Annotated in this window: 28 protein-coding genes and 1 tRNA gene; all 29 read right to left on the reverse strand. The window is 63.7% G+C overall.

Translation table 11 applies throughout. The features are described from left to right. Positions 1-45: 45 nt before the first annotated feature. The 29 genes from rpsN to tuf (AC3DEZ_RS18820) all read right to left on the reverse strand — a co-directional run bounded on the left by rpsN (position 46) and on the right by tuf (AC3DEZ_RS18820) (position 25768). On the reverse strand, positions 46-351 hold the full coding sequence (gene rpsN / locus AC3DEZ_RS18680; protein ID WP_447103098.1) for a 30S ribosomal protein S14: 306 nt from the start codon (positions 349-351) through the stop codon (positions 46-48). A gap of 18 nt (positions 352-369) precedes the next feature. Next, positions 370-912 (reverse strand): 50S ribosomal protein L5, encoded by a 543-nt coding sequence (gene rplE, locus AC3DEZ_RS18685; protein WP_141455889.1) that lies wholly within the window; start codon positions 910-912, stop codon positions 370-372. Positions 913-923: 11 nt separating this feature from the next. Then, entirely contained in the window at positions 924-1241 is a 318-nt protein-coding gene (rplX, locus tag AC3DEZ_RS18690) for a 50S ribosomal protein L24 (RefSeq protein ID WP_447103100.1), read from the reverse strand. 15 nt (positions 1242-1256) lie between these two features. After that, positions 1257-1625 carry a 50S ribosomal protein L14 gene (rplN, locus tag AC3DEZ_RS18695; protein ID WP_013535986.1) on the reverse strand — a complete coding sequence of 123 codons (369 nt, stop codon included), beginning with the start codon at positions 1623-1625 and terminating at the stop codon, positions 1257-1259. A gap of 15 nt (positions 1626-1640) precedes the next feature. After that, entirely contained in the window at positions 1641-1907 is a 267-nt protein-coding gene (gene rpsQ / locus AC3DEZ_RS18700; protein WP_141455887.1) for a 30S ribosomal protein S17, read from the reverse strand. A gap of 12 nt (positions 1908-1919) precedes the next feature. Then, complete coding sequence (gene rpmC / locus AC3DEZ_RS18705; RefSeq protein ID WP_141455886.1) at positions 1920-2105, reverse strand: 50S ribosomal protein L29; 186 nt, start codon at positions 2103-2105, stop codon at positions 1920-1922. Next, positions 2105-2518, reverse strand: coding sequence for a 50S ribosomal protein L16 (rplP, locus tag AC3DEZ_RS18710; RefSeq protein ID WP_295376321.1), 414 nt, complete (start codon positions 2516-2518; stop codon positions 2105-2107). The genes rpmC and rplP overlap by 1 nt, the downstream gene beginning before the upstream one ends. A gap of 2 nt (positions 2519-2520) precedes the next feature. After that, a complete protein-coding gene (gene rpsC, locus AC3DEZ_RS18715; RefSeq protein ID WP_488389568.1) occupies positions 2521-3255 on the reverse strand; it encodes a 30S ribosomal protein S3 in 735 nt (244 codons plus the stop codon). A gap of 2 nt (positions 3256-3257) precedes the next feature. Continuing rightward, a complete protein-coding gene (gene rplV / locus AC3DEZ_RS18720; protein WP_079724420.1) occupies positions 3258-3593 on the reverse strand; it encodes a 50S ribosomal protein L22 in 336 nt (111 codons plus the stop codon). A 12-nt stretch (positions 3594-3605) separates the two neighbouring features. Continuing rightward, complete coding sequence (rpsS, locus tag AC3DEZ_RS18725) at positions 3606-3881, reverse strand: 30S ribosomal protein S19 (protein WP_055941277.1); 276 nt, start codon at positions 3879-3881, stop codon at positions 3606-3608. A 6-nt stretch (positions 3882-3887) separates the two neighbouring features. Beyond that, a complete protein-coding gene (gene rplB / locus AC3DEZ_RS18730; RefSeq protein ID WP_295376329.1) occupies positions 3888-4715 on the reverse strand; it encodes a 50S ribosomal protein L2 in 828 nt (275 codons plus the stop codon). Between the two features lie 11 nt (positions 4716-4726). Then, on the reverse strand, positions 4727-5023 hold the full coding sequence (gene rplW / locus AC3DEZ_RS18735) for a 50S ribosomal protein L23 (protein WP_141455882.1): 297 nt from the start codon (positions 5021-5023) through the stop codon (positions 4727-4729). Continuing rightward, positions 5020-5625, reverse strand: a complete 606-nt coding sequence (gene rplD, locus AC3DEZ_RS18740) for a 50S ribosomal protein L4 (RefSeq protein ID WP_447103102.1) — start codon at positions 5623-5625, stop codon at positions 5020-5022. Before rplD ends, rplW begins: the two co-directional genes overlap by 4 nt. An 11-nt stretch (positions 5626-5636) precedes the next feature. After that, on the reverse strand, positions 5637-6290 hold the full coding sequence (gene rplC, locus AC3DEZ_RS18745) for a 50S ribosomal protein L3 (RefSeq protein WP_447103103.1): 654 nt from the start codon (positions 6288-6290) through the stop codon (positions 5637-5639). An 11-nt stretch (positions 6291-6301) separates the two neighbouring features. Then, entirely contained in the window at positions 6302-6613 is a 312-nt protein-coding gene (gene rpsJ, locus AC3DEZ_RS18750) for a 30S ribosomal protein S10 (protein ID WP_022968186.1), read from the reverse strand. 574 nt (positions 6614-7187) lie between these two features. Beyond that, positions 7188-8378 (reverse strand): elongation factor Tu, encoded by a 1191-nt coding sequence (gene tuf, locus AC3DEZ_RS18755; RefSeq protein WP_447103104.1) that lies wholly within the window; start codon positions 8376-8378, stop codon positions 7188-7190. An 85-nt stretch (positions 8379-8463) separates the two neighbouring features. Further along, the gene (gene fusA / locus AC3DEZ_RS18760; RefSeq protein WP_447103105.1) at positions 8464-10554 is read right to left on the reverse strand and encodes an elongation factor G; all 2091 of its coding nucleotides are present in this window, start codon (positions 10552-10554) and stop codon (positions 8464-8466) included. A gap of 171 nt (positions 10555-10725) precedes the next feature. After that, positions 10726-11193: a 30S ribosomal protein S7 gene (rpsG, locus tag AC3DEZ_RS18765; RefSeq protein ID WP_447103106.1), complete on the reverse strand. Its 468-nt coding sequence runs from the start codon at positions 11191-11193 to the stop codon at positions 10726-10728. 18 nt (positions 11194-11211) lie between these two features. Further along, positions 11212-11586: a 30S ribosomal protein S12 gene (gene rpsL, locus AC3DEZ_RS18770; RefSeq protein WP_141455877.1), complete on the reverse strand. Its 375-nt coding sequence runs from the start codon at positions 11584-11586 to the stop codon at positions 11212-11214. A 233-nt stretch (positions 11587-11819) separates the two neighbouring features. Next, complete coding sequence (rpoC, locus tag AC3DEZ_RS18775) at positions 11820-16049, reverse strand: DNA-directed RNA polymerase subunit beta' (protein WP_488389569.1); 4230 nt, start codon at positions 16047-16049, stop codon at positions 11820-11822. Positions 16050-16162: 113 nt separating this feature from the next. After that, on the reverse strand, positions 16163-20314 hold the full coding sequence (gene rpoB / locus AC3DEZ_RS18780) for a DNA-directed RNA polymerase subunit beta (protein ID WP_488389570.1): 4152 nt from the start codon (positions 20312-20314) through the stop codon (positions 16163-16165). A gap of 316 nt (positions 20315-20630) precedes the next feature. Next, positions 20631-21002 carry a 50S ribosomal protein L7/L12 gene (rplL, locus tag AC3DEZ_RS18785; RefSeq protein WP_447103109.1) on the reverse strand — a complete coding sequence of 124 codons (372 nt, stop codon included), beginning with the start codon at positions 21000-21002 and terminating at the stop codon, positions 20631-20633. A gap of 61 nt (positions 21003-21063) precedes the next feature. After that, entirely contained in the window at positions 21064-21588 is a 525-nt protein-coding gene (rplJ, locus tag AC3DEZ_RS18790) for a 50S ribosomal protein L10 (protein WP_141455873.1), read from the reverse strand. 463 nt (positions 21589-22051) lie between these two features. Further along, positions 22052-22750, reverse strand: coding sequence for a 50S ribosomal protein L1 (gene rplA / locus AC3DEZ_RS18795; RefSeq protein ID WP_447103111.1), 699 nt, complete (start codon positions 22748-22750; stop codon positions 22052-22054). Between the two features lie 4 nt (positions 22751-22754). Next, positions 22755-23183 (reverse strand): 50S ribosomal protein L11, encoded by a 429-nt coding sequence (gene rplK / locus AC3DEZ_RS18800; protein WP_141455871.1) that lies wholly within the window; start codon positions 23181-23183, stop codon positions 22755-22757. Between the two features lie 191 nt (positions 23184-23374). Further along, positions 23375-23932, reverse strand: a complete 558-nt coding sequence (nusG, locus tag AC3DEZ_RS18805) for a transcription termination/antitermination protein NusG (RefSeq protein WP_447103112.1) — start codon at positions 23930-23932, stop codon at positions 23375-23377. 13 nt (positions 23933-23945) lie between these two features. Beyond that, positions 23946-24335, reverse strand: a complete 390-nt coding sequence (gene secE, locus AC3DEZ_RS18810; protein WP_447103113.1) for a preprotein translocase subunit SecE — start codon at positions 24333-24335, stop codon at positions 23946-23948. A 67-nt stretch (positions 24336-24402) separates the two neighbouring features. Then, positions 24403-24478: transfer RNA gene (locus AC3DEZ_RS18815), tRNA-Trp, on the reverse strand. Positions 24479-24577: 99 nt separating this feature from the next. Continuing rightward, entirely contained in the window at positions 24578-25768 is a 1191-nt protein-coding gene (gene tuf, locus AC3DEZ_RS18820) for an elongation factor Tu (RefSeq protein WP_447103104.1), read from the reverse strand. Between the last annotated feature and the right edge of the window lies 1 nt (position 25769).

Raw genomic sequence — 25769 nt, forward strand, 5'->3', positions numbered from 1 at the left:
CCTGGATTCTGACCTTCCCGGGACGGGCCCGGGAGGCCGTATTTCTTACCAGCTGGCCTTGCGCAGGCCAGGCACGTCGCCGCGCATGGTCGCTTCGCGCAGCTTGTTGCGGCCCAGGCCGAACTTGCGGTACACGCCGCGCGAACGACCCGAAAGTTCGCAACGGTTGCGCTCGCGGCACGGCGAGGAATCGCGCGGCAGCTTCTGCAGCTTGGTCACCGCTTCCATCTTCTCTTCGAAGGACGCGTTGACGCCCGAGATGATCTTCTTCAGTGCTTCGCGCTTGGCGGCGTACTTCTTCGCCAGCTTGGCCCGCTTGATATCGCGGTTCACCATTGAGGTCTTTGCCATGTGTGGTTTTCCTGCGACTCAGTTACGGAACGGGAACTTGAACGCTTCCAGCAGCGCCTTGGCTTCGGCGTCGCTCTTGGCGGTGGTGGTGATGGCGATATCCATGCCGCGGAGCGCGTCGACCTGGTCGAAGTCGATTTCCGGGAAGATGATCTGTTCCTTCACGCCCATGTTGTAGTTGCCGCGGCCATCGAACGAACGGCCCGACACGCCACGGAAGTCACGCACTCGCGGCAGCGAGATGTTGATCAGGCGATCCAGGAATTCGTACATCTTGGCGCGACGCAGGGTCACCTTGCAGCCGATCGGCCAGCCATCGCGGATCTTGAACGAAGCCACCGAGATGCGGGACTTGGTCGTGATCGGCTTCTGGCCGCTGATCTTGGCCAGGTCGGCCACGGCATTTTCCAGGATCTTCTTGTTGGTAGCCGCTTCACCCACACCCATATTGATGGTGATCTTGGTGATTTTCGGGACTTCCATCGGATTGGTGTAGCCGAACTTCTTCATCAGAGCCGGCGCCACTTCTTCCTTGTAGATTTTTTCGAGACGGGTGGTCATGACCTCATTCCTCAGGCGTCGAGCGCCTCACCACTGGAGCGGAACACACGCAGTTTGCGTCCATCCTCCAGGACCTTGAAACCGATACGCTCGCCCTTGCCGGTAGCCGGGTTGAACAGAGCAACGTTCGAAATGTGGATCGAGGATTCACGCTCGACCACGCCGCCGGCGATGCCCGCCTGCGGATTCGGCTTGGTGTGGCGCTTGACGACATTCACGTTGGAGACGACCACACGGTCACCGTCCACGCGCACCACGTCGCCCTTCTTGCCCTTGTCCTTGCCGGCGGTGACGACCACCTGGTCGCCCTTCTTGATACGGTTTGCCATTTCTATGTCCTCCGCTCAGAGCACTTCAGGCGCGAGCGAAACGATCTTCATGAACTTCTCGGAACGCAGCTCGCGGGTAACTGGCCCGAAGATGCGGGTGCCGATCGGCTCCTGCTTGTTGTTGAGCAGCACGGCGGCGTTGCCATCGAAGCGGATCAGCGAACCGTCGGGGCGACGGACGCCCTTGCGGGTACGCACGACCACGGCATCGTAGACTTCGCCCTTCTTCACCTTGCCACGCGGGATGGCGTCCTTGACGGTCACCTTGATGATGTCGCCGATGCCGGCGTAACGGCGCTTGGAGCCGCCCAGCACCTTGATGCACATCAGTTCCTTGGCGCCGGAGTTGTCGGCCGCGTCAAGGTAGCTCTGCATCTGGATCATGATTCAGATCTCCTCTTATTCAGCCGCGCGGGTGACGATTTCCACCACGCGCCAGTTCTTGGTCTTGGACATCGGGGCGATTTCGGTCACGCGCACCACGTCGCCTTCCTTGCAGCTGTTGTCCGCGTCATGCGCGTGCAGCTTGGTGGAACGACGAATGTACTTGCCGTACAGGGCATGCTTGACCTGACGCTCCACCAGCACGGTGACGGTCTTGTCCATCTTGTTGCTGACGACGCGGCCTTCGATGGTGCGTTGCGCTTTGTCTTTGTTATCGCTCATCTCGGGCGCTCCTTACTTCTTGCCGCCAAGCAGGGTCTTGACACGAGCAATCTCGCGGCGTACCCGGCGGGTTTCATGGGTCTTCGGCAGCTGGCCAGTGACCTTCTGCATGCGCAGGGAGAACTGCTCCTTGCGCAGGTCGGTCAGGTGGGCCTTCAGTTCGTCAGCCGACTTCTCGCGGAGTTGCTTGAGTTCCATTAGCGCACCGTCCGGGTCACGAATTGGGTGGTGACGGACAGCTTGGCCGCGGCCAGGCGGAACGCCTCGCGCGCGATATCCTCGCTGACGCCTTCGATTTCATAGATCATGCGGCCGGGCTGGATCTGGGCGACCCAGTACTCCACGTTGCCCTTGCCGGAGCCCATTCGGACTTCGATCGGCTTCTTGGTGATCGGCTTATCGGGGAACACGCGGATCCACATCTTGCCGCCACGCTTGACGTAACGGCTGATGGAACGGCGGGCGGCCTCGATCTGGCGCGCGGTCAGCTGGCCGTGCGCCGTGGCCTTCAGGCCGTACTCGCCAAAGCTGACGAGGTTACCGTTCCAACTCAGGCCTTCGTTACGGCCCTTGTGCATCTTGCGGTATTTGGTTCGCTTGGGTTGCAACATGATTATTCCCTCGCCTCGCGATCACGGCGCGGTCCACGCGGACGGTCGCTGCGCTCGTTGCGTTCGGTGCGCGGCGTGTCGTCCTGCTTCTCCTGGCCCACCTGGCTGAAATCGAAGATTTCGCCCTTGTAGACCCACACCTTGATGCCGATGATGCCGTAGGTGGTCTTGGCTTCAGCGAAGCCGTAGTCGATGTCCGCGCGCAGGGTGTGCAGCGGCACGCGGCCTTCGCGGTACCACTCCGAACGGGCGATTTCGGCGCCGTTCAAGCGGCCAGCGACGTTGACCTTGATGCCCAGGGCGCCCAGGCGCATCGCGTTGCCGACCGCGCGCTTCATGGCGCGGCGGAACATGATGCGGCGCTCCAGCTGCTGGGCGATCGACTCGGCCACCAGTTGCGCGTCCAGTTCCGGCTTGCGGACTTCGGTGACGTTGATGTGCGCCGGGACGCCCATCAGATCACTGACTTCCTTGCGCAGCTTCTCGATGTCCTCACCGCGCTTGCCGATCACCACGCCCGGGCGGGCGGTGTGGATGGTCACGCGGGCGGTCTTGGCCGGACGCTCGATCAGGATCTTGGAGATACCCGCCTGCGCCAGCTTCTTGCGCAGCATTTCGCGCACCTTGAGGTCGGCGGCCAGGTAGTCGGCGTAGTCGCGCTTGTTGGCGAACCACTTGGAATTCCAGTCCTTGGCGATGCCCAGGCGGATTCCGGTCGGATGAACTTTGTGACCCATACTTATTTGCCCTCGCCCACGACCACGGTGATGTGGCTGGTGCGCTTCAGAATGCGGGTACCACGGCCCTTGGCGCGGGCCATGAAACGCTTCAGCACCGGACCTTCGTCAACCATGATGGTCTTGACCTTCAGTTCGTCGACGTCGGCGCCCTGGTTGTTCTCGGCATTGGCAATCGCCGACTCGACCACTTTCTTGATCAGGTGGGCGGCCTTCTTGTCCGAGAACTTCAGCAGGTTGACGGCGCGTTCGGCCGACAGTCCACGCACCTGGTCAGCGACCAGGCGGGCCTTCTGGGGGGAGATGCGCGCGGTGCGCAGGATGGCTTTCGCTTCCATGGTCATCTCTCCTTACTTCTTACCGCCGGCTTTCTTGTCGCCACCGTGGCCCTTGAAGGTACGGGTGACGGCAAATTCGCCGAGCTTGTGGCCGACCATGTTCTCGTTGACGAGCACCGGAACGTGATTCTTGCCGTTGTGGATTGCGATCGTGAAGCCCACCATTTCCGGCAGGATCATCGAGCGGCGCGACCAGGTCTTGATCGGCTTCTTGCTGCCGCCGGCGGCCTCCACCTTCTTGACGAGGTGGTGATCGACGAACGGGCCCTTCTTGAGTGAACGTGCCATGGTCGATTAGCCCCTACGATCGCGGACGATGAATTGCTGAGTGCGCTTGTTCTTGCGCGTCTTGTAACCCTTGGTCGGCACGCCCCACGGGGTGACCGGGTGCGGGTTGCCCTGGCCGGCCTTGGCCTCACCACCACCGTGCGGGTGGTCAACCGGGTTCATGGCCGCACCGCGGACAGTCGGCTTGATGCCGCGCCAGCGCTTGGCACCGGCCTTGCCCAGCTTTTCCAGGCTGTGCTCGTCATTGCCGACTTCACCGACGGTGGCACGGCATTCGACCTGCACCTTGCGCATTTCGCCGGAGCGGAGACGCAGCGTGGCGAAGCCCTGCTCGCGGGCGACCAACTGCACGGCGGCGCCAGCGGCGCGGGCGATCTGGGCGCCCTTGCCCGGCTTCAGTTCGATGCCGTGCACGGTGGTGCCGACCGGGATGTTGCGCAGCGGCAGCGTGTTGCCGACCTTGATCGGCGCGTCGCTGCCGGCGATGACCTGGTCACCGGCCTTCAGGCCCTTCGGGGCGATGATGTAGCGGCGCTCGCCGTCGACATAGCACAGCAGCGCGATGTGCGCGGTGCGGTTCGGATCGTATTCGATCCGCTCAACGCGCGCCGGGATGCCTTCCTTGTCGCGCTTGAAGTCGATGATGCGGTAGTGCTGCTTGTGACCACCACCGATATGACGGGTGGTGATGCGACCGTGGTGGTTGCGGCCACCGGTCTTGCTCTGCTTTTCCAGCAGCGCGGCGTGCGGAGCACCCTTGTGCAGGTCCGGCGTCACCACGCGGACCGCGGAACGGCGGCCGGCAGAGGTTGGCTTAAATTTCATCAATGGCATGTGGGTCTACCTCAGGCCTTGGCCGTTACGTCGATAGCCTGGCCCTCGGCCAGACGCACGTACGCCTTTCGCCAGTCGCCGCGACGGCCGTTGCGGAAACGGAAGGACTTGTTCTTGCCCTTCACGTTGACCACATTGACCGCCTCGACCTTGACGTCGAACAACTTTTCCACGGCAGCCTTCACATCGGCCTTGGTGGCGTCATTCGAAACTTCAAAGACGTATTGATTGGAAACTTCCTGCAGGCGCGCAGTCTTCTCGGAGACACGCGGAGCACGCAGCACGCTGAAGATTTTCTCGTTGCTCATGCCAGCCACTCCTCGATCTTCTTGATGGCATCGGCGGTGACGACAACGCTGTCGGCGCCCACCAGGGCAACCGGATCCAGACCCTGCACGTCACGCACTTCCACATACGGCAGGTTGCGGGCGGACAGGTACAGATGCTCGGAAGCTTCTTCGGTGACGATCAGCGGGCGCTGACCGACTTCCAGACCCTTCAGCTTTTCGATCAGCGTCTTGGTCTTGGTGGCGTCGATGTCGAACGCGTCGACCACCTTCAGGCGGTTCTGGCGGTTCAACTCCGACAGGATCGCGCAGATGGCCGCGCGGTACATCTTGCGGTTGACCTTCTGGTCGAAGCTGCGGGGCTTCGCCGCGAAGGTCACGCCGCCGCCGACGAAGATCGGCGCGGTCAGGGCACCGTGACGGGCACCGCCGCCCTTCTGCTTCTTCGACTTCTTGGTGGTGCCGTTGACTTCGGCGCGGGTCTTCTGCGCCTTGGTACCGGCACGACCGGCATTGCGATAGGCAACGACCACCTGGTGGACCAGGTCTTCGCTGAATTCACGACCGAACACGGCGTCGGAAACCGACAGCTTGTTGGCGCTACCTGTAATGGCTAGTTCCATTGTCGTTCTCCTCAACCCTTGCTCGCCGGACGCACGATCACGTCACCGCCGGCAGCACCCGGCACGGCACCGCGAATGGCAATCAGGCCGCGCTCGGCATCCACGCGAACCACTTCCAGGTTCTGCGTGCTCTGCGTCACGGCACCCATGTGGCCGGACATCTTCTTGCCCGGGAACACACGACCCGGGGTCTGGCGCTGACCCAGCGAACCCGGCGCGCGATGCGACAGCGAGTTACCGTGGGTAGCGTCGCCCATGGTGAAGTTCCAACGCTTGATGGTGCCCTGGAAGCCCTTGCCCTTGGTCACGCCCTGGACATCGACCTTCTGGCCCACTTCGAAAATGTCGGCCTTGATTTCGCCGCCGACGGCGAAGTCGCCCAGCTTGTCGGCTTCGACACGCAGTTCCCACAGGCCACGGCCGGCTTCGACCTTGGCCTTGGCCAGGTGACCAGCGACCGGCTTGGTCACCAGCGAGGCACGGCGGGTGCCCACGGCCACCTGCACGGCGCTGTAGCCGTCGGTTTCCTGGGTCTTGATCTGGGTGATGCGATTCGGGGTGGCTTCAATCAGCGTCACCGGAATGGACTTGCCATCTTCGGTGAACACGCGGGTCATGCCAGCCTTGCGGCCGACGATTCCCAACGAATACTTCTTCGCGGTCATGGTCGTTGGCCTCAGGTCAGCTTGATCTGAACGTCGACGCCAGCCGCGAGTTCGAGCTTCATCAGCGCGTCCACGGTCTTGTCGTTGGGGTCGACGATGTCGAGCACGCGCTTGTGCGTGCGGGTCTCGTACTGGTCGCGGGCGTCCTTGTCGACGTGCGGGGATACCAGGACGGTGTAGCGTTCGATCTTGGTCGGCAGCGGGATCGGGCCGCGCACTTGCGCGCCGGTCCGCTTGGCCGTCTCAACGATCTCGCTGGCCGAGCGGTCGATCAAGCGATGATCGTACGCCTTGAGCCGGATTCGGATCTTTTGGTCCGCCATGACGGAATTTCCTTCGTTAAAGAGCGACGGGCGCGGCTTCTGGGATGCCTTGCCCCGGTAGGGTCCAGACGTTCAGCCCCTTGCCTCAACCGCCGGGAAAGCGCGGTATCGACGAGCCTGAGCGGCCTGGGGTTTCATCCTGAAAAACTGGGCAGGCCGGTAAACCGGCCTGCCCAGACAGAAAAGTATAGAACGCATGACTGGCCCCGTCAATAGCGGGGCGTCCGCCCCTGAAACCGGGCGGGCAGGCATGCGACTCTCCTTGTCTGGCGAACACGAAGCACTCCCTGTGCTTCTTTTCGCGGTAGCGCCGGCTTTCCTCCCAGGGGGAAGCGGCGTGGATATTGCGAGAACCCGGGATGGCAGTGCCGTCCGGGGGACGCGCATTATAACGGTCTTTTTGCTGGTTTGCAGCAAATCCGGCGAATTTTCACCGCCGGGATGAGGCCGGGGTCAATACTTCCGCCCCCTCCCCTGTATTCCCGACATTGTCGGTTCAATGGCCCCCGGCTTTCGCTGGCGCAACGAACCGACAAAACGGGGCGGGCTCATCGAGCCCGCCCCGTTCAGCTCATTACTTGATGATCTTGGCCACGACGCCGGCGCCGACGGTACGGCCGCCTTCGCGAATCGCGAAACGCAGGCCTTCGTCCATCGCCACCGGGTTGATGAGCTGCACGTTCATCTTGATGTTGTCGCCCGGCATCACCATCTCCGTGCCTTCCGGCAGCGTCACCGCACCGGTGATGTCCGTGGTACGGAAATAGAACTGCGGACGGTAACCCTTGAAGAACGGCGTGTGACGGCCACCCTCGTCCTTCGACAGCACGTACACCTCGGCCTCGAACTCTGTGTGCGGGGTGATGGAACCCGGCTTGGCCAGCACCTGCCCACGCTCCACGTCGTCACGCTTGGTGCCGCGCAGCAGCAGACCCGCGTTGTCGCCCGCCTGGCCCTGGTCCAGCAGCTTGCGGAACATTTCCACGCCCGTGACCGTGGTCTTCTGGGTCGGACGGATACCGACGATTTCGATTTCGTCGCCCACCTTGATGATGCCGCGCTCGATGCGACCGGTCACCACCGTGCCACGACCCGAAATCGAGAACACGTCTTCCACCGGCATCAGGAACGGCTTGTCCACGTCACGCTGCGGCTCCGGAATGAACGTGTCCAGCGCCTCCACCAGCTTCAGGATGGCCGGCACGCCAATCTCCGACTGGTCGCCTTCCAGCGCCAGACGCGCCGAACCGTGGATGATGGGGGTGTCGTCGCCCGGGAACTCGTACTTGGTCAGCAGCTCGCGGACTTCCATCTCCACCAGCTCCAGCAGTTCGGCGTCGTCCACCATGTCGGCCTTGTTCAGGAACACCACGATGTACGGCACGCCCACCTGGCGAGACAGCAGGATGTGCTCGCGCGTCTGCGGCATCGGGCCGTCAGCGGCCGAGCACACCAGAATCGCGCCGTCCATCTGCGCCGCACCGGTAATCATGTTCTTCACGTAGTCCGCGTGGCCCGGGCAGTCCACGTGCGCGTAGTGACGCGTCGGGCTTTCGTATTCCACGTGCGCCGTCGAAATCGTGATGCCGCGGGCCTTCTCTTCCGGCGCCGCGTCAATCGCGTCGTACGCCTTGAACTCGCCGCCAAAGCGCTCGGCACCCACCTTCGTCAGCGCCGCCGTCAGCGTCGTCTTGCCGTGGTCAACGTGACCAATGGTGCCCACGTTCACGTGCGGCTTGGTGCGTTCGAATTTACCCTTTGCCATGTTCTTCTACCTTTAATTGATTCGTGATTGGGGATTGGGATGGAAGCCGGGACGCGCCAGCGCGCCCCGGTTCCTATGCCTAGCCTCAGTTCTTCTTGACGACCGCGTCGGCGATGTTGGCCGGCGCTTCGGCGTAATGGTCGAACTCCATCGTGAAGGTGGCGCGACCTTGCGACATCGAGCGCAGCGTGGTGGCGTAGCCGAACATTTCGCCCAGCGGCACCATCGCGTTGATCACCTTGCCGGACGGACTGTCGTCCTGACCCTGCAGGATGCCGCGACGACGGCTCACGTCGCCCATCACGTCACCCAGGTATTCCTCCGGAGTGACGATTTCGACCTTCATCATCGGCTCGAGCAGGACCGGGCTGGCCTTGCTGAAGGCTTCCTTGAACGCCATCGAGCCGGCGACCTTGAACGCCATTTCGTTGGAGTCAACGTCGTGGAACGAACCATCGACCGCGACGATCTTGACGTCGACCACCGGGAAGCCGGCGAGCACTCCGTTCTTCATCGCTTCCTCGATGCCCTTGCCGGCGGCGGTCACGTATTCCTTGGGCACCACGCCGCCGACGATCGCGCTCTCGTAGGAGAAGCCGATGCCGCGTTCCTGCGGCTCCATCTCGATGACGATGTGGCCGTACTGGCCGCGACCGCCCGACTGGCGCACGAACTTGCCTTCCTGCTTGACCTTCTTGCGGATGGTTTCGCGGTAGGCCACCTGCGGCTTGCCGACGTTGGCTTCAACGTTGAACTCGCGCTTCATGCGGTCGACGATGATGTCCAGGTGCAGCTCGCCCATGCCGGAAATGATGGTCTGGCCGGATTCTTCGTCGGTACGCACGCGGAACGAAGGATCTTCCTGCGCCAGACGGCCCAGGGCGATACCCATCTTTTCCTGATCCGACTTGGTCTTCGGTTCGACGGCCATCGAGATGACCGGCTCCGGGAACACCATGCGCTCCAGGGTGATGATGTGATCCTGCGCGCACAGGGTATCGCCGGTGGTGACGTCCTTCAGGCCCACCGCCGCGGCGATGTCGCCCGCGCGCACTTCCTTGATCTCGTCGCGCTGGTTGGAGTGCATCTGCAGGATGCGGCCCACGCGCTCCTTCTTCGACTTGACCGGGTTGTACACCTGGTCACCCGAATTCAGCACGCCCGAGTAGACGCGGAAGAAGGTCAGCGAACCGACGAACGGGTCGGTCATGATCTTGAACGCCAGCGCCGAGAACGGCTCGGTGTCGGACGCCTTGCGGCTGTCTTCCTTCTCGTTCTCGTCGATGCCCTGCACCGGCGGACGATCCGCCGGCGACGGCAGCAGGTTGACCACGCCGTCCAGCATCGCCTGCACGCCCTTGTTCTTGAACGCCGAGCCGCAGAACACCGGCACGATTTCCACCTTCAGGGTGCGCTCGCGCAGACCTGCGATGATGTCGGCCTCGGACAGCTCACCGTCGTTGAGGTACTTGTCCATCAGCGCTTCCGAGGCTTCAGCCGCGGCTTCGATCATGAACGCACGCGCCGCCTCGGCCTTTTCCTGCAGCTCGGCCGGGATGTCGCGGTACTCGAACTTGGTGCCCTGCGAAGCGACATCCCAGTGGATGGCCTTCATCTTGAGCAGGTCGACCACGCCCTCGAAACCGTCTTCGGCACCGATCGGCACCTGCATCGGCACGGCGTAGGCGCCCAGGCGCGACTTCAGCTGGCCCACGACCTTGTCGAAGTTGGCACCGGTGCGGTCCATCTTGTTGACGAACGCCATGCGCGGCACGGCGTACTTGTTGGCCTGGCGCCACACGGTCTCGGACTGCGGCTGCACGCCACCGACCGAGCACAGCACGAACACCGCGCCGTCGAGCACGCGCAGCGAACGCTCGACTTCGATGGTGAAGTCGACGTGCCCGGGGGTGTCGATGATGTTGAAGCGGTGTTCCTGCAACGAACCATCCATGCCCTTCCAGAACGCCGTGGTGGCGGCGGAGGTGATGGTGATGCCGCGTTCCTGCTCCTGCTCCATCCAGTCCATCGTGGCGGCGCCTTCGTGCACTTCACCGATCTTGTGGCTCTTGCCGGTGTAGAACAGGATGCGCTCGGACGTGGTGGTCTTGCCGGCGTCGATGTGCGCCATGATGCCGAAGTTGCGGTAACGCTCGATGGGAGTGGTGCGAGCCACGACAGTCTCTCTTTTCTGATGGGAGAACCGACGGGAATCCGGTCCTCCGTGGAGGGCGATCTTCTATATGGCCGAATGCCGCCTTGCGGCGGCCTTCGGTATTCTGCGGACAGGCCGCTTGGGGCACCTAGATGGTGCCGATGGCCCCCGGTTGCAAGGGGGCCCGGCTTGTTACCAGCGGTAGTGGGCGAACGCCTTGTTCGCTTCCGCCATGCGGTGGGTTTCTTCGCGCTTCTTGATGGCGCCACCACGGTTTTCCGAGGCGTCCAGCAGCTCGGCGGCCAGCTTGCGCGGCATCGAGTTCTCGCCACGCTTGCGGGCGGATTCGATCAGCCAGCGCATCGCCAGCGCCAGGCGGCGGCTGGAACGCACTTCGACCGGCACCTGATAAGTGGCACCGCCGACGCGGCGGGACTTCACCTCGACGGTCGGGGACACGTTGTCCAGCGCCTTCTCGACGAGTTCCAGGGCATTCGGGTTCTTTTCGCCGATGACGTCCATGGCGCCATAGACGATCTTCTCGGCGACGGACTTCTTGCCGCTGAGCATGACCATGTTGATGAAGCGGGCGATCGTCTGGCTGCCATGCTTGGGATCCGGCAGGACTTCACGCTGGGGAGCTGAGCCTTTACGCGACATAATTCTTCTTCCTTAACCTTAAGCCTTCGGGCGCTTGGCGCCGTACTTGGAACGGCCCTGGCGACGCTTGGCGACGCCGGAGGCGTCGAGCGAACCGCGGACGGTGTGGTAACGCACGCCCGGCAGGTCCTTCACACGACCGCCACGCACAAGCACGACGGAGTGCTCCTGCAGGTTGTGACCTTCGCCACCGATGTAGCTGATGACTTCTTCCTGGTTGGTCAGGCGCACCTTGGCCACCTTGCGAAGCGCCGAGTTCGGCTTCTTCGGGGTGGTGGTGTAGACGCGCGTGCACACGCCGCGACGCTGCGGGCACTTGTCCAGCGCCGGCGAGGCGCTCTTGTAAGTGGTTGCCTGCCGCGGCTTGCGGACCAGCTGGTTGATGGTTGCCATGTTTGGATTCTTTGGGTGAAGGCCGGAGCCTTGTTGCGTGAAAACGACGGCAGGCCGCGAACCGGCCCACCGAGACGGAAAAGTATAGCTGGCACCCGGCGACACCGTCAATGCGGTGTATGCCAGGGGCCTCTACAGGTTTGCGATCCCGCCCTTCCTGGGCCGAAAACGAGGGGCTCCCTGCCCCTCATTTCGTGGTCTGGGGCGGCCCGAAGGCCGCCATCTTGCCGTTTTTAGCTGGCGCTGGACTCCTCGCCGGCTTCCTCGGCCGAGGCGGCCGGGGTGGAGACTTCGGCGGCCGGACTGCCCGCCAGCGCGTTCACTTCCGCCTCGGTCAGGCCGGAGGCGTTGCGGCGACGCTGGTTGTGGTAAGCCAGACCGGTACCGGCCGGGATCAGACGGCCGACGATCACGTTTTCCTTCAGGCCGCGCAGGCTGTCTCGGGTGCCGCGGACGGCCGCCTCGGTCAGCACGCGGGTGGTCTCCTGGAACGAGGCCGCCGAGATGAACGACTCGGTCGCCAGCGAGGCCTTGGTGATGCCCAGCAGGACCGGGTCGTACTTTGCCGGCAGCTCGTTGCGGGCGGCCAGCTTGACGTTCTCCTCGATCAGGCGCTGCTTCTCGACCTGCTCGCCGGACAGGAACTTGCTGTTGCCGGTGTCGGTGATCTCGACCTTGCGCAGCATCTGGCGGGTGATCACCTCGATGTGCTTGTCGTTGATCTTCACGCCCTGCAGTCGGTACACGTCCTGGATTTCCTTGACCAAATAGGCCGCCAGCGGTTCCACGCCCAGCAGGCGCAGGATGTCCTGCGGACTCGGCTCGCCGTCCACGACGGTTTCGCCCTTGGTCACGTGCTCGCCTTCGAACACGATGATCTGGCGGAACTTCGGAATCAGCTCCTCGTGCTCCGATCCATCGGTGTCCTTGATGATCAGGCGCTGCTTGCCCTTGGTGTCCTTGCCGAAGCTGACCACGCCCGAGCGCTCGGCCAGGATCGCGGGATCCTTCGGCTTGCGCGCTTCGAACAGGTCGGCCACGCGCGGCAGACCACCGGTGATGTCGCGGGTCTTCGAGGCTTCCTGCGGGATCTTGGCGACCACGTCGCCCACGCCCACCGGGGCGCCATCCTGCAGGTTGACGATCGAGCGCGGCGGCAGCAGGTACTGCGCCGGCAGATCGGTACCCGGGATGTTCAGATCCTTGCCGTCCTTGTCCACGATGCGGACGATCGGGCGCAGGTCCTTGCCCTGGGAACCGCGACGCTTCGGATCGGTGATCTCGCGCGAAGCCAGGCCGGTCAGTTCGTCGGTCTTCTCGATGACGGTGACGCCGTCGACGAAGTCCACGAAGCGCACGAAACCGGCGACTTCCGAGACGATCGGGTGGTTGTGCGGATCCCAGTTCGCCACGGCCTGGCCGGCGGTGATCTGGTCGGCATCCTTGACGTTGATGGTGGCGCCGTAGGGCAGCTTGTAACGCTCGCGCTCGCGGCCATGACCGTCCAGCACCGACAGTTCGCCGGAACGCGACACCGCGACCAGGCTGCCGTTGGCGTGCTCGACGTACTTCAGGTTGTTGAACTTGATCGAGCCGGTCGTCTTGACCGTGATGTTGTCCACCGCCGCCGCACGCGAGGCCGCACCACCGATGTGGAACGTACGCATGGTCAGCTGGGTGCCGGGCTCGCCGATCGACTGGGCGGCGATGACGCCGACCGCTTCGCCGATGTTGACGATGTGGCCGCGGGCCAGGTCACGTCCGTAGCAGTGCGCGCACACGCCGAACTGCGATTCGCAGGTGATGGTCGAACGCACCTTGATGGATTGCACGCTGGCGTCTTCCAGCTTCTGCACCCAGGCTTCGTCCAGCAGGGTGTTGCGGGTGACGATCGGATCCTCGTCGTTGCCCGGCAGGAACACGTCCTCGGCCACGACGCGACCCAGCACGCGATCGCGCAGCGGCTCGACCACGTCGCCGCCTTCCACGATCGGCGTCATGGTCAGGCCTTCGCTGGTGCCGCAGTCCACTTCGGTGATCACCACGTCCTGCGCCACGTCGACCAGACGGCGGGTCAGGTAACCCGAGTTCGCCGTCTTCAGCGCGGTATCGGCCAGACCCTTGCGGGCGCCGTGGGTGGAGTTGAAGTACTCCTGCACGTTCAGGCCTTCGCGGAAGTTCGCCTTGATGGGCGTCTCGATGATCGAGCCGTCCGGACGCGCCATCAGGCCACGCATGCCGGCCAGCTGGCGGATCTGCGCCTGGCTACCACGCGCGCCGGAGTCGGCCATGATGTACAGCGAGTTCATCGACTTCTCGTTGATGGTCTCGCCCTTGGCGTTCTGCACCTTGTCGGTACCGATGGTGTCCATCATCGCCTTGGCGATGCGCTCGTTGGTGCGCGACCAGATGTCGACCACCTTGTTGTAGCGCTCGCCCGCGGTGACCAGGCCCGACTGGTACTGCTCCTGGATTTCCAGCACTTCCTGCTCGGCTTCGCCCAGGATGCCCTTCTTCTCGGCCGGGATCAGCATGTCGTCGATGCCGATGGAGACGCCGGCGCGGGTCGCGTAGGCGAAACCGGTGTACATCAGCTTGTCGGCGAACACGACCGTGTCCTTCAGGCCCAGCATGCGGTAGCTGGAGTTGATCAGGCGGCTGATGGCCTTCTTGTTCAACTCGGTGTTGGCCAGCGCGAACGGCAGGCCTTCCGGCAGGATGTCGGCCAGCAGCGCGCGGCCGATCGTGGTGTCCACGATCGACGACTTGCGCTGCTTGCTGCCGTCCTCGTCGGTCACCACCTCGGTGATGCGGACCTTGACCTTGGCATGCAGCTCGACCACGCGGTTGTCGTAGGCGCGCTTGACCTCGGAGATGTTGGCGAACGCCATGCCCTCGCCCTTCTTGTTCTCCAGGGCGCGGGTCATGTAGTACAGGCCGAGCACGACGTCCTGCGACGGCACGATGATCGGCTCGCCGTTGGCGGGCGAGAGGATGTTGTTGGTCGACATCATCAGCGCGCGGGCTTCCAGCTGCGCTTCCAGCGACAGCGGGACGTGCACGGCCATCTGGTCACCGTCGAAGTCGGCGTTGAACGCGGTGCAGACCAGCGGATGCAGCTGGATCGCCTTGCCTTCGATCAGCACCGGCTCGAACGCCTGGATGCCCAGGCGGTGCAGGGTCGGCGCACGGTTCAGCAGCACCGGGTGTTCGCGGATGACCTCTTCCAGGATGTCCCAGACTTCGGCTTCTTCGCGCTCGACCAGCTTCTTGGCGGCCTTGATGGTGGTGGCCAGGCCACGGCGCTGCAGCTTGGCGAACACGAACGGCTTGAACAGTTCCAGCGCCATCTTCTTCGGCAGGCCGCACTGGTGCAGCTTGAGGTACGGGCCGACCACGATGACCGAACGGCCGGAATAGTCGACGCGCTTGCCGAGCAGGTTCTGGCGGAAGCGGCCCTGCTTGCCCTTGATCATGTCGGCCAGCGACTTGAGCGGGCGCTTGTTGGTGCCGGTGATGGCGCGGCCGCGGCGGCCGTTGTCCATCAGCGCGTCGACCGATTCCTGCAGCATGCGCTTTTCGTTGCGCACGATGATGTCCGGAGCGTTCAGCTCCAGCAGGCGGCGCAGGCGGTTGTTGCGGTTGATGACGCGGCGGTACAGATCGTTCAGATCGGAGGTCGCGAAGCGGCCGCCGTCCAGCGGCACCAGCGGACGCAGATCCGGCGGCAGCACCGGCAGCACGGTCATGACCATCCATTCCGGACGGTTGCCCGACTCCAGGAACGCCTCGATCAGCTTGATGCGCTTGGTCAGGCGCTTGAGCTTGGTCTCGGAGTTGGTGCTGGCGATTTCCTCGCGCAGGTTGACCATCTCGGCCTGCAGGTCGATGGTGCGCAGCAGGTCATAGACGGCCTCGGCGCCCATGGCTGCGTCGAAGTCGTCGCCGTGCTCCTGGCGCGCCTGCATGTACTGCTCTTCGGTGAGCAGCTGGCGGCGCTCCAGGGTTGTCAGGCCGGGTTCGGTGACCACGTAGGCTTCGAAGTACAGCACGCGTTCGATGTCGCGCAGGGTCATGTCCAGCATCAGGCCGATGCGCGAGGGCAGCGACTTGAGGAACCAGATGTGTGCGACCGGCGAGGCCAGGTCGATGTGGCCCATGCGCTCGCGGCGCACCTTGGCCAGGGTGACTTCGGTACCGCACTTCTCGCAGACCACGCCGCGGTGCTTCATGCGCTTGTACTTGCCGCACAGGCACTCGTAGTCCTTGATCGGGCCGAAGATGGCGGCGCAGAACAGGCCGTCGCGCTCCGGCTTGAAGGTACGGTAATTGATCGTTTCCGGCTTCTTCACTTCACCGTAGGACCAGGAACGGATCAGGTCCGGCGAAGCCAGCGCGATCTTGATCGCGTCGAAATCCAGCGTCTGGCGCTGCTGGTTGAAGAGGTTGAGCAAATCTTTCATGGTTTTCTCCGGGATTCGGAATTCGAGATTGGGGATTCGTCAGAGCGGGGATCCGGGAGATTCGGGAGGCAATCGCTTGCCGGTCCCGAATCCCGCATCACCTATCCCGAACCTCAGTTGTCTTCCAGTTCCATGTTGATGGCCAGGGAGCGGATTTCCTTCACCAGCACGTTGAAGGATTCCGGCATGCCCGCGACCATCTCGTGTTCGCCGTCGACAATGTTCTTGTACATCTGGTTGCGGCCCTGCACGTCATCCGACTTGACCGTCAGCATTTCCTGCAGGGTGTGCGCCGCGCCGTAGGCTTCCAGCGCCCAGACTTCCATTTCGCCGAAACGCTGGCCGCCGAACTGCGCCTTGCCGCCCAGCGGCTGCTGGGTGACCAGCGAGTACGGACCGGTCGAGCGAGCGTGCATCTTGTCGTCCACCAGGTGGTTCAGCTTCAGCATGTGCATGTAGCCGACCGTGGTGTGGCGATCGAACGCCTCGCCGGTGCGGCCGTCATACAGCTGGGTCTGGCCGCTGATCGGCAGATCAGCCAGCTCCAGCATGTGCTTGATTTCCGCTTCCGCCGCACCGTCGAACACCGGCGTCGCCATCGGCACGCCGTCGGTCAGGTTGCGGGCCAGGTTGATCAGTTCCTCGTCGCTGAACTGCGACAGGTCCACGCGGTCCTCGCCCAGCTTCTTCTCGTGGTTGTAGATCTGGTCCAGGAACTTGCGCAGATCCGCGACCTTGGCCTGGGCTTCCAGCATGGCCTGGATCTTCCGACCCAGTCCCTTGGCGGCCCAGCCCAGGTGGACTTCCAGCACCTGGCCGATGTTCATACGCGACGGCACGCCCAGCGGATTCAGCACGATGTCCACGGTCTCGCCGGTGGCCATGTACGGCATGTCCTCGACCGGCACGATGGTGGACACCACGCCCTTGTTGCCGTGGCGGCCGGCCATCTTGTCACCCGGCTGGATGCGGCGCTTCACGGCTAGGTAGACCTTGACCATCTTCAGCACGCCCGGGGCGAGATCGTCGCCGGCGGTGATCTTGCCGCGCTTGTCGGCGAAGCGGCGCTCGAACTCCTTCTCGTGCACCTGGATCTGCTTCTGGGCGCGTTCGATGGCGTCGGAGGCGTCGTCGTCCTTCATGCGGATGGCGAACCAGTCGGCCTTCTTCAGGCCATCCAGGTAGGCATCATTGATGGTGTCGCCCTTCTTCAGGCCCGGACCACCGTTGGCGACCTTGCCGACCAGCTGCGAGCGCAAGCGGGCGTAGATGGCACTTTCCAGGATGCGGAACTGATCGTCGAAGTCCTTCTTGACGCGCTTGATCTCGTTTTCCTCGATCTGGCGCGCACGCTTGTCCTTCTCGATGCCGTCGCGGGTGAAGACCTGCACGTCGATGACGGTGCCGTCCATGCCCGGCGGCACGCGCAGCGAGCTGTCCTTAACGTCGGAGGCCTTCTCGCCGAAGATGGCGCGCAGCAGCTTCTCTTCCGGAGTCAGCTGGCTCTCGCCCTTCGGCGTGACCTTGCCGACCATGATGTCGCCGGCGCGCACTTCGGCGCCGATGTACACCACGCCGCTCTCGTCCAGGCGGTTCAGCGCCTGCTCGGAAACGTTCGGGATGTCGGCGGAGATTTCCTCCGGACCCAGCTTGGTGTCACGCGCGACGCAGGTCAGCTCTTCGATGTGGATCGTGGTGTAGCGATCCTCTTCCACCACGCGCTCGGAGAGCAGGATGGAGTCTTCGAAGTTGTAGCCGTTCCACGGCATGAACGCGATCAGCATGTTCTGGCCCAGGGCCAGCTCGCCGATGTCGGTCGAGGGACCGTCGGCCAGCACGTCGCCGCGCGCCACCGTGTCGCCCACGTTCACCAGCGGACGCTGGTTGATGCAGGTGTTCTGGTTGGAGCGGGTGTACTTGATCAGCGTGTAGATGTCGACGCCGGCATCGTGCTCGCCGGAGATCTCGCTCTCGTTGACCTTGACCACGATGCGGGCGGCGTCGATCTGCTCGACCACGCCACCGCGACGCGCGTTCACGGTCACGCCCGAGTCACGCGCCACGGCACGTTCGATGCCCGTACCCACCAGCGGCTTCTGCGCGCGCAGCGTCGGCACGGCCTGGCGCTGCATGTTGGCGCCCATCAGCGCACGGTTGGCGTCATCGTGCTCCAGGAACGGCACCAGCGCCGCCGCGACCGACACGGTCTGCATCGGCGAGACGTCCATGTAGTCCACTTCGCTCGGCGGCTTCAGCAGCGATTCGCCCTGGTAGCGGCACGGCACGAACTGTTCGGTCAGGTGGCCCTTGGGGTCATGCAGCGCATTGGCCTGGGCGATGACGTACTCGTTCTCCTCGATCGCCGACAGGTATTCGATCTCGTCGGTGATGGTGCCGTCCACGACCTTGCGGTACGGGGTTTCCAGGAAGCCGTAGTTGTTGGTGCGGGCGTACACGGCCAGCGAGTTGATCAGGCCGATGTTCGGGCCTTCCGGCGTCTCGATGGTGCAGACGCGGCCGTAATGGGTCGGATGCACGTCGCGCACTTCGAAGCCGGCGCGCTCGCGGGTCAGGCCACCCGGACCCAGCGCCGAGACGCGGCGCTTGTGGGTGACTTCCGACAGCGGGTTGTTCTGATCCATGAACTGGGACAGCTGCGAGGAGCCGAAGAACTCCTTGATCGCGGCGGCCACCGGCTTGGCATTGATCAGCTCCTGCGGGGTCAGGCCTTCGGACTCGGCCATCGACAGGCGCTCCTTGACCGCGCGCTCGACGCGGACCAGGCCCACGCGGAACACGTTCTCGGCCATCTCGCCGACCGAACGCACGCGACGGTTGCCCAGGTGATCGATGTCGTCGACGGTACCGCGGCCGTTGCGGATCTCGGTCAGGACCTTGATGACATCCAGGATGTCCGAGGTCTCGCCCAGTTCGGCGACCAGGCGCTTGGCCTCTTCATCGGTACGCGAACCGAAGTACTTCTTGTCATACAGCACGGCTTCGCCGGTGACTTCCTTGCGGCCCACGCGGCGGTTGAACTTCATGCGGCCGACATTGGACAGGTCGTAGCGCTCGAAGGTGAAGAACAGGTTGTGGAACAGGTTCTGCGCGGCATCCTTGGTCGGCGGCTCGCCCGGACGCATCATGCGGTAGATCTCGACCAGCGCTTCCAGCTGGGTGCGGCTCGGATCGATGCGCAGGGTGTTGGACAGGTACGGACCACGGTCCAGATCGTTCACCCACAGGGTGCCGACCGCGTCGACGCCGGCCTTGCGGAACTTGACCAGCTGCTCTTCGGTGATTTCGTCGTTGGCGTTGGCCAGCAGTTCGCCGGTGTTGCCGTCGATCACGTCGTGCGACAGGATGCGGCCGACCAGGTACTCGTCGGGCACCGCCAGCGCGGAGATGCCGGACTGCTCCAGCTGCTTCACGTGGCGCGCGGTGATGCGCTTGCCGGCTTCGACGATGACCTTGTCGCCATCGGCCAGATCGAAGTTGAGGGTTTCACCGCGCAGGCGCTCGGACACCAGTTCCAGCTGCACGCCTTCGGGCAGGATGTGGAAGGTGTTGATGTCGAAGAACTCGTTGAGCATCTCCTCGTTGGAGTAGCCCAGCGCGCGCAGCAGGATGGTCACCGGCAGCTTGCGGCGACGATCGATACGGGTGAAGAGCGCGTCCTTCGGGTCGAACTCGAAGTCCAGCCAGGAGCCGCGGTAAGGAATGATGCGGGCGCTGTACAACAGCTTGCCCGAGCTGTGGGTCTTGCCGCGATCGTGATCGAAGAACACGCCCGGCGAACGGTGCAGCTGGGAGACGATGACGCGCTCGGTGCCGTTGACGATGAAGGTGCCGTTCTCGGTCATCAGCGGGATTTCGCCCAGATAGACCTCCTGCTCCTTCACGTACTTGATCGCCTTGGTCGACGATTCGCGGTCATAGATGACCAGGCGGACGGTGACGCGCAGCGGGGCGCCGTAGCTCAGGCCACGGTTGCGGCACTCGCGCTCGTCGAACACGGGTTCGCCAAGCTTGTAGCCAACGTATTCCAGCGCGGCGTTGCCGCTGTAGCTGGAAATCGGGAACACCGACTTGAGGGCGGCGTGCAGGCCGCGGTCCTCGCGCTTGGACGGCTCGGTGAATTCCTGCAGGAATTCGCGGTAGGAGTCGACCTGGATGGCAAGCAGGAAGGGGACTTCGAGGATCGAACGCTGTTTGCCGAAGTCCTTGCGGATGCGCTTCTTCTCGGTGAACGAGTATGTCGTCATGGGAGTGCCTTTGGCATCGGGGGCCGCGCGTCCGCGACCCCGGGGGAACATTCTTTCGAACGGGAGAATTTTCAGTTGGAAGCCGCTGGTATTGCCGGCACCAGCACGCCTTCTGCTGCTGCTTCCAACTACAAACTCGCTTTTGGGCGGGAATCGGGAATAGGGGATGGAGAATCGTCAGAAAAGCGACCTTCCGGCGCCGCTCTCTGGCGATTCCCTATTCCCTATTCCCTATTCCCGTTGAAACGACCGAAGGCCAGGGGCTTTCGCCCCCGGCCTCGGTTTGCCGCCGATGTTGCGTGGCGACGGATGTTGCTTACTTCACTTCGACGGTGGCGCCGACGGCCTCGAGATCCTTCTTCATCTTCTCGGCGTCTTCCTTCGAAGCGGCTTCCTTCAGGACGCCACCGGCCTCGGCGAGGTCCTTGGCTTCCTTCAGGCCCAGGCCGGTGATGGCGCGGACGGCCTTGATGACTTCGACCTTCTTTTCGCCGGCGGACTTCAGGGTGACGGTGAACTCGGTCTGCTCTTCGACCGGGGCGGCAGCGGCGGCCGGACCGGCAGCGGCGACGACCGGGGCGGCGGCGGAGACGCCGAACTTCTCTTCGATGGCCTTGACCAGCTCCATCACTTCCATCAGGGTCTTGCCGGCAATGGCGTCGACGATCTGCTCGTTGGAAAGGGACATTGTGTTTACCTTTGGAAATTTATCTTGGGAAAGGGTTCAGTGAACCGTTGAGACGTCGAACTCAGGCTTCGGCCGCAGCTTCGGCGACGGCTTCGCCGCCCCCCTGCTTGTCGCCCACGGCCTTGACGGCACGGGCGAACATCGAGGCCGGTTCGGCCAGGACGCGGGCCAGCATGGCCAGGGCCTGATCGCGGGTCGGCAGCGAAGCCAGAACCTCGACGTGGCTGGCCGGATACAGCTGACCACCCAACGCGACCACCTTGGCCTGCAGCTTGTCGTTGCCCTTGGCGAATTCCTTGATCAGACGCCCGGCAGCGCCGGGTTCTTCCGTCGAAAACGCATACAGCAGCGGACCGACGAGCTTGTCCTTGACGCACTCGTATTCGGTACCTTCGACGGCACGGGAAGCCAGGGTGTTCTTGACAACTTTCAGGAACACGCCGGTCTCACGCGCCTTCTTGCGCATCGCGGTCATCTGGGTGACCGTGATGCCTGCGTATTCGGCGGCGACCAGGGAGTGCGCCTTGGCGGCGACGTCTGCCAGTTCGGCGACTACTTCTTGCTTCTGGGACAGATTGAGAGCCATACACTCCTCACTTGTTGATTCCGCTCGCGACTCCTGCCGCTTGCGGTCCTGGACGGCATCCTTCCTGGACGCCGGGGGCGCGAACCCCGGTGGTGGCCTTTCTGACTGGCATGAATCTGTACCAGGAAATTTCCAGAAGGCGGCACCATCTGCGCAGGCGCGTTCCCTTGCGGGTCCGGATTAAGTGACCTCGCTTGCATCGACGGCGATTCCCTGCCAACACGAGCTTCCGTGCCCGTCGTCGATGCGCGCTGATCACGCCTGCGGTCTTTGACGGCTATCGCGCGGGAACGGGTTCCTTCGCGATTGCCCTCAAATGTTCGGCAACACCCTCGCGGGTGCTGCCTTGTTGCTTTTCCTTGTGGAGATCTGGATCCGGGGATCTTCAAGATCCCGATGGATCCCTACCTTCGCAGGGATGATGAACCGGCAAGGCCGCGCGCTTGGCGCGCGGACCGGTTCATTACTTCAGGTTGAGCGACGACTGGTCGACGGTGACGCCGGGCCCCATGGTCGAGCTGACCGAGATCTTCTGCAGGTACTGACCCTTGGCGGTGGCCGGCTTGGCCTTCACCAGATCGGCCAGCAGGGCCTGCAGATTGTTCTTCAGCGCTTCGTCGTCGAAGCTGGCCTTGCCGATGGTGCAGTGGATGATGCCGGCCTTGTCGGTGCGGTAGCGCACCTGACCCGACTTGGCGTTCTTCACCGCCTCGGCCGGATTCGGCGACACGGTGCCGACCTTCGGGTTCGGCATCAGGCCACGCGGACCGAGCACGGTGCCCAGCTTGCCGACCACGCGCATCGCGTCCGGCGTGGCGATGACCACGTCGTAGTTGATGTCGCCAGCCAGCATCTTCTCGGCCAGGTCGTCCATGCCGACGGCTTCGGCGCCGGCGGCGGCGGCCTCATCGGCCTTGGCGCCGGCCGGGGCAAACACCGCCACGCGCACCGACTTGCCGGTACCGGCCGGCAGCACGGTCGAACCGCGGACCTGCTGGTCGGACTTCTTGGCGTCCACGCCCAGGCGCACGGCAACGTCGACGGACTCGACGAACTTGGCCTTGGTGGCGGACTTGACGATCTTCAGCGCCTCGTCGATGACGTAGGTCTTGCCCGGGGTTACTGCGGCCAGGATGGCCTTCTGTCGCTTGGTCTGTGCCATCTTCTTAACCCTCCACCGTCAGGCCCATGGAGCGGGCCGAACCCGCGATCGTGCGAACTGCTGCGTCCAGATCGGCCGCGGTCAGGTCGGGTTCCTTCGCCTTGGCGATCTCTTCCAGCTGCTTGCGGGTCACCTTGCCCACCTTTTCGGTGTTCGGGCGCTTGGAGCCGGACTGGATGCCCACGGCCTTCTTCAGCAGGATGGTCGCCGGCGGCGTCTTGGTGATGAAGGTGAACGTGCGGTCGGAATAGGCGGTAATGACCACGGGAATCGGCAGACCCGGTTCCAGCTTCTGCGTGGCGGCGTTGAACGCCTTGCAGAATTCCATGATGTTCAGGCCGCGCTGGCCCAGGGCCGGGCCGACCGGCGGCGAGGGGTTGGCCTGGCCGGCCTTCACCTGCAGCTTGATGTAACCAACAACTTTCTTAGCCATCTGAGTTCTCTCCGGGTGCTAGCGCCTGGTGTCAGGCTCCCCATCGGACCGGGAAAATCACGCGTCCCGGCTTCGCGTTGTAGACGCACGGAAGCCGCCTTGCGGCGGCTGGTGCCCTGCCCGGCTCTGGACAGGGAGCCGCGCAGTATAACAGGGTTTTTCTGGCCGTGCCGGCGGCAGGCCCGAAGGGGTCAGGCCTTCTCGACCTGGCCGAACTCCAGCTCCACCGGGGTGGAACGGCCGAAGATCAGTACCGCCACGCGCAGGCGGCTCTTTTCGTAGTTGACTTCCTCGACCACGCCGTTGAAGTCGTTGAACGGGCCGTCGGTGACCCGGACCATTTCGCCCGGCTCGAACAACACCTTCGGACGCGGCTTTTCCACACCTTCCTGAACACGGTCCAGGATGGCGGCGGCCTCTTCGTCGCGGATCGGCAGCGGGCGATCGGCGGTGCCGCCGATGAAGCCCAGCACCTTGCTGGTTTCCTTCACCAGGTGCCAGCTTTCGTTGTCCATGCGCGGGATGCCCGCTTCGTCATGGGTCTCGATCTGCACCAGCACATAACCCGGGAAGAACTTGCGCTCGGAACGGCGCTTCTGGCCGGAGCGCATTTCGACCACTTCCTCGGTCGGAACCAGGACATCGCCGAACCTGTCCTGCATGTCATTGCGGACGATGCGATCACGCAATGCCTGCGCGACCGACTTCTCGAAGCCCGAATAGGCGTGAACCACGTACCAACGCTTCACTGCGACATTCTCCTCAGCGGCCGTAGTCCAGGAACAACTCGATCGCCCACTTGATGGCGAAATCGAAACCCGCCAGCAGCAGGCTCAGGATGATCACCACGATCACCACCACCCAAGTCATGCGGGTCGCTTCCTGGCGGGTCGGCCAGACCACCTTGCGCAATTCGAAACGCGACTCCGACAGGAACTCGCGGGTATCGCGCCCCTTGCCGGTGGTCAGGAACACCACCGAACCCAGGACCAGACCGGCCGCGACCGCCAGCGAACGCACCGGCGTGGCCCATTGGCCGTTGAACCACCACCATGCCACCAGGCCCGCGACCACCAGGGCAGCAGCCAGCACGTATTTGGCGATGTCGCCGGCGGATGCGCCGCCCTTGGATTGTTCGACCTTGCTGTTCAAGTCAGTGTCGCTCTTTTAGCTCTATGCCGGCCGTCACGCGCCCGGCCTGCGGAAGACTCCGCTGGTATGGCACGCCAGGAGGGACTCGAACCCCCAACCTGCGGTTTTGGAGACCGCTGCTCTGCCAATTGAGCTACTGGCGTATCGATTTGCTTAAGGTTTCCCTTAGACGGCGAAGGCGGACCGAGGTTCCGGCCCGCCGTTCGCGAAGTCCGGCGATGGTGAATCGCCGGAACAGCAGCTTACTTGATGATCTTGGCCACGACGCCGGCGCCGACGGTACGGCCGCCTTCGCGAATCGCGAAACGCAGGCCTTCGTCCATCGCCACCGGGTTGATGAGCTGCACGTTCATCTTGATGTTGTCGCCCGGCATCACCATCTCCGTGCCTTCCGGCAGCGTCACCGCACCGGTGATGTCCGTGGTACGGAAATAGAACTGCGGACGGTAACCCTTGAAGAACGGCGTGTGACGGCCACCCTCGTCCTTCGACAGCACGTACACCTCGGCCTCGAACTCTGTGTGCGGGGTGATGGAACCCGGCTTGGCCAGCACCTGCCCACGCTCCACGTCGTCACGCTTGGTGCCGCGCAGCAGCAGACCCGCGTTGTCGCCCGCCTGGCCCTGGTCCAGCAGCTTGCGGAACATTTCCACGCCCGTGACCGTGGTCTTCTGGGTCGGACGGATACCGACGATTTCGATTTCGTCGCCCACCTTGATGATGCCGCGCTCGATGCGACCGGTCACCACCGTGCCACGACCCGAAATCGAGAACACGTCTTCCACCGGCATCAGGAACGGCTTGTCCACGTCACGCTGCGGCTCCGGAATGAACGTGTCCAGCGCCTCCACCAGCTTCAGGATGGCCGGCACGCCAATCTCCGACTGGTCGCCTTCCAGCGCCAGACGCGCCGAACCGTGGATGATGGGGGTGTCGTCGCCCGGGAACTCGTACTTGGTCAGCAGCTCGCGGACTTCCATCTCCACCAGCTCCAGCAGTTCGGCGTCGTCCACCATGTCGGCCTTGTTCAGGAACACCACGATGTACGGCACGCCCACCTGGCGAGACAGCAGGATGTGCTCGCGCGTCTGCGGCATCGGGCCGTCAGCGGCCGAGCACACCAGAATCGCGCCGTCCATCTGCGCCGCACCGGTAATCATGTTCTTCACGTAGTCCGCGTGGCCCGGGCAGTCCACGTGCGCGTAGTGACGCGTCGGGCTTTCGTATTCCACGTGCGCCGTCGAAATCGTGATGCCGCGGGCCTTCTCTTCCGGCGCCGCGTCAATCGCGTCGTACGCCTTGAACTCGCCGCCAAAGCGCTCGGCACCCACCTTCGTCAGCGCCGCCGTCAGCGTCGTCTTGCCGTGGTCAACGTGACCAATGGTGCCCACGTTCACGTGCGGCTTGGTGCGTTCGAATTTACCCTTTGCCATG

The sequence above is a fragment of the Pseudoxanthomonas sp. 134C1 genome (assembly GCF_057773065.1).

Bases quoted from the DNA above. Each gene is read 5' to 3' on its own strand.
- rpsN (WP_447103098.1), bottom strand. From the start codon at position 351: ATGGCAAAGACCTCAATGGTGAACCGCGATATCAAGCGGGCCAAGCTG.
- rplE (WP_141455889.1), bottom strand. From the start codon at position 912: ATGACCACCCGTCTCGAAAAAATCTACAAGGAAGAAGTGGCGCCGGCT.
- rplX (WP_447103100.1), bottom strand. From the start codon at position 1,241: ATGGCAAACCGTATCAAGAAGGGCGACCAGGTGGTCGTCACCGCCGGC.
- rplN (WP_013535986.1), bottom strand. From the start codon at position 1,625: ATGATCCAGATGCAGAGCTACCTTGACGCGGCCGACAACTCCGGCGCC.
- rpsQ (WP_141455887.1), bottom strand. From the start codon at position 1,907: ATGAGCGATAACAAAGACAAAGCGCAACGCACCATCGAAGGCCGCGTC.
- rpmC (WP_141455886.1), bottom strand. From the start codon at position 2,105: ATGGAACTCAAGCAACTCCGCGAGAAGTCGGCTGACGAACTGAAGGCC.
- rplP (WP_295376321.1), bottom strand. From the start codon at position 2,518: ATGTTGCAACCCAAGCGAACCAAATACCGCAAGATGCACAAGGGCCGT.
- rpsC (WP_488389568.1), bottom strand. From the start codon at position 3,255: ATGGGTCACAAAGTTCATCCGACCGGAATCCGCCTGGGCATCGCCAAG.
- rplV (WP_079724420.1), bottom strand. From the start codon at position 3,593: ATGGAAGCGAAAGCCATCCTGCGCACCGCGCGCATCTCCCCCCAGAAG.
- rpsS (WP_055941277.1), bottom strand. From the start codon at position 3,881: ATGGCACGTTCACTCAAGAAGGGCCCGTTCGTCGATCACCACCTCGTC.
- rplB (WP_295376329.1), bottom strand. From the start codon at position 4,715: ATGCCATTGATGAAATTTAAGCCAACCTCTGCCGGCCGCCGTTCCGCG.
- rplW (WP_141455882.1), bottom strand. From the start codon at position 5,023: ATGAGCAACGAGAAAATCTTCAGCGTGCTGCGTGCTCCGCGTGTCTCC.
- rplD (WP_447103102.1), bottom strand. From the start codon at position 5,625: ATGGAACTAGCCATTACAGGTAGCGCCAACAAGCTGTCGGTTTCCGAC.
- rplC (WP_447103103.1), bottom strand. From the start codon at position 6,290: ATGACCGCGAAGAAGTATTCGTTGGGAATCGTCGGCCGCAAGGCTGGC.
- rpsJ (WP_022968186.1), bottom strand. From the start codon at position 6,613: ATGGCGGACCAAAAGATCCGAATCCGGCTCAAGGCGTACGATCATCGC.
- tuf (WP_447103104.1), bottom strand. From the start codon at position 8,378: ATGGCAAAGGGTAAATTCGAACGCACCAAGCCGCACGTGAACGTGGGC.
- rpsG (WP_447103106.1), bottom strand. From the start codon at position 11,193: ATGTCGCGTAAAGGCTCAGCTCCCCAGCGTGAAGTCCTGCCGGATCCC.
- rpsL (WP_141455877.1), bottom strand. From the start codon at position 11,586: ATGGCAACCATCAACCAGCTGGTCCGCAAGCCGCGGCAGGCAACCACT.
- rpoC (WP_488389569.1), bottom strand. From the start codon at position 16,049: ATGAAAGATTTGCTCAACCTCTTCAACCAGCAGCGCCAGACGCTGGAT.
- rpoB (WP_488389570.1), bottom strand. From the start codon at position 20,314: ATGACGACATACTCGTTCACCGAGAAGAAGCGCATCCGCAAGGACTTC.
- rplL (WP_447103109.1), bottom strand. From the start codon at position 21,002: ATGTCCCTTTCCAACGAGCAGATCGTCGACGCCATTGCCGGCAAGACC.
- rplJ (WP_141455873.1), bottom strand. From the start codon at position 21,588: ATGGCTCTCAATCTGTCCCAGAAGCAAGAAGTAGTCGCCGAACTGGCA.
- rplA (WP_447103111.1), bottom strand. From the start codon at position 22,750: ATGGCACAGACCAAGCGACAGAAGGCCATCCTGGCCGCAGTAACCCCG.
- rplK (WP_141455871.1), bottom strand. From the start codon at position 23,183: ATGGCTAAGAAAGTTGTTGGTTACATCAAGCTGCAGGTGAAGGCCGGC.
- tuf (WP_447103104.1), bottom strand. From the start codon at position 25,768: ATGGCAAAGGGTAAATTCGAACGCACCAAGCCGCACGTGAACGTGGGC.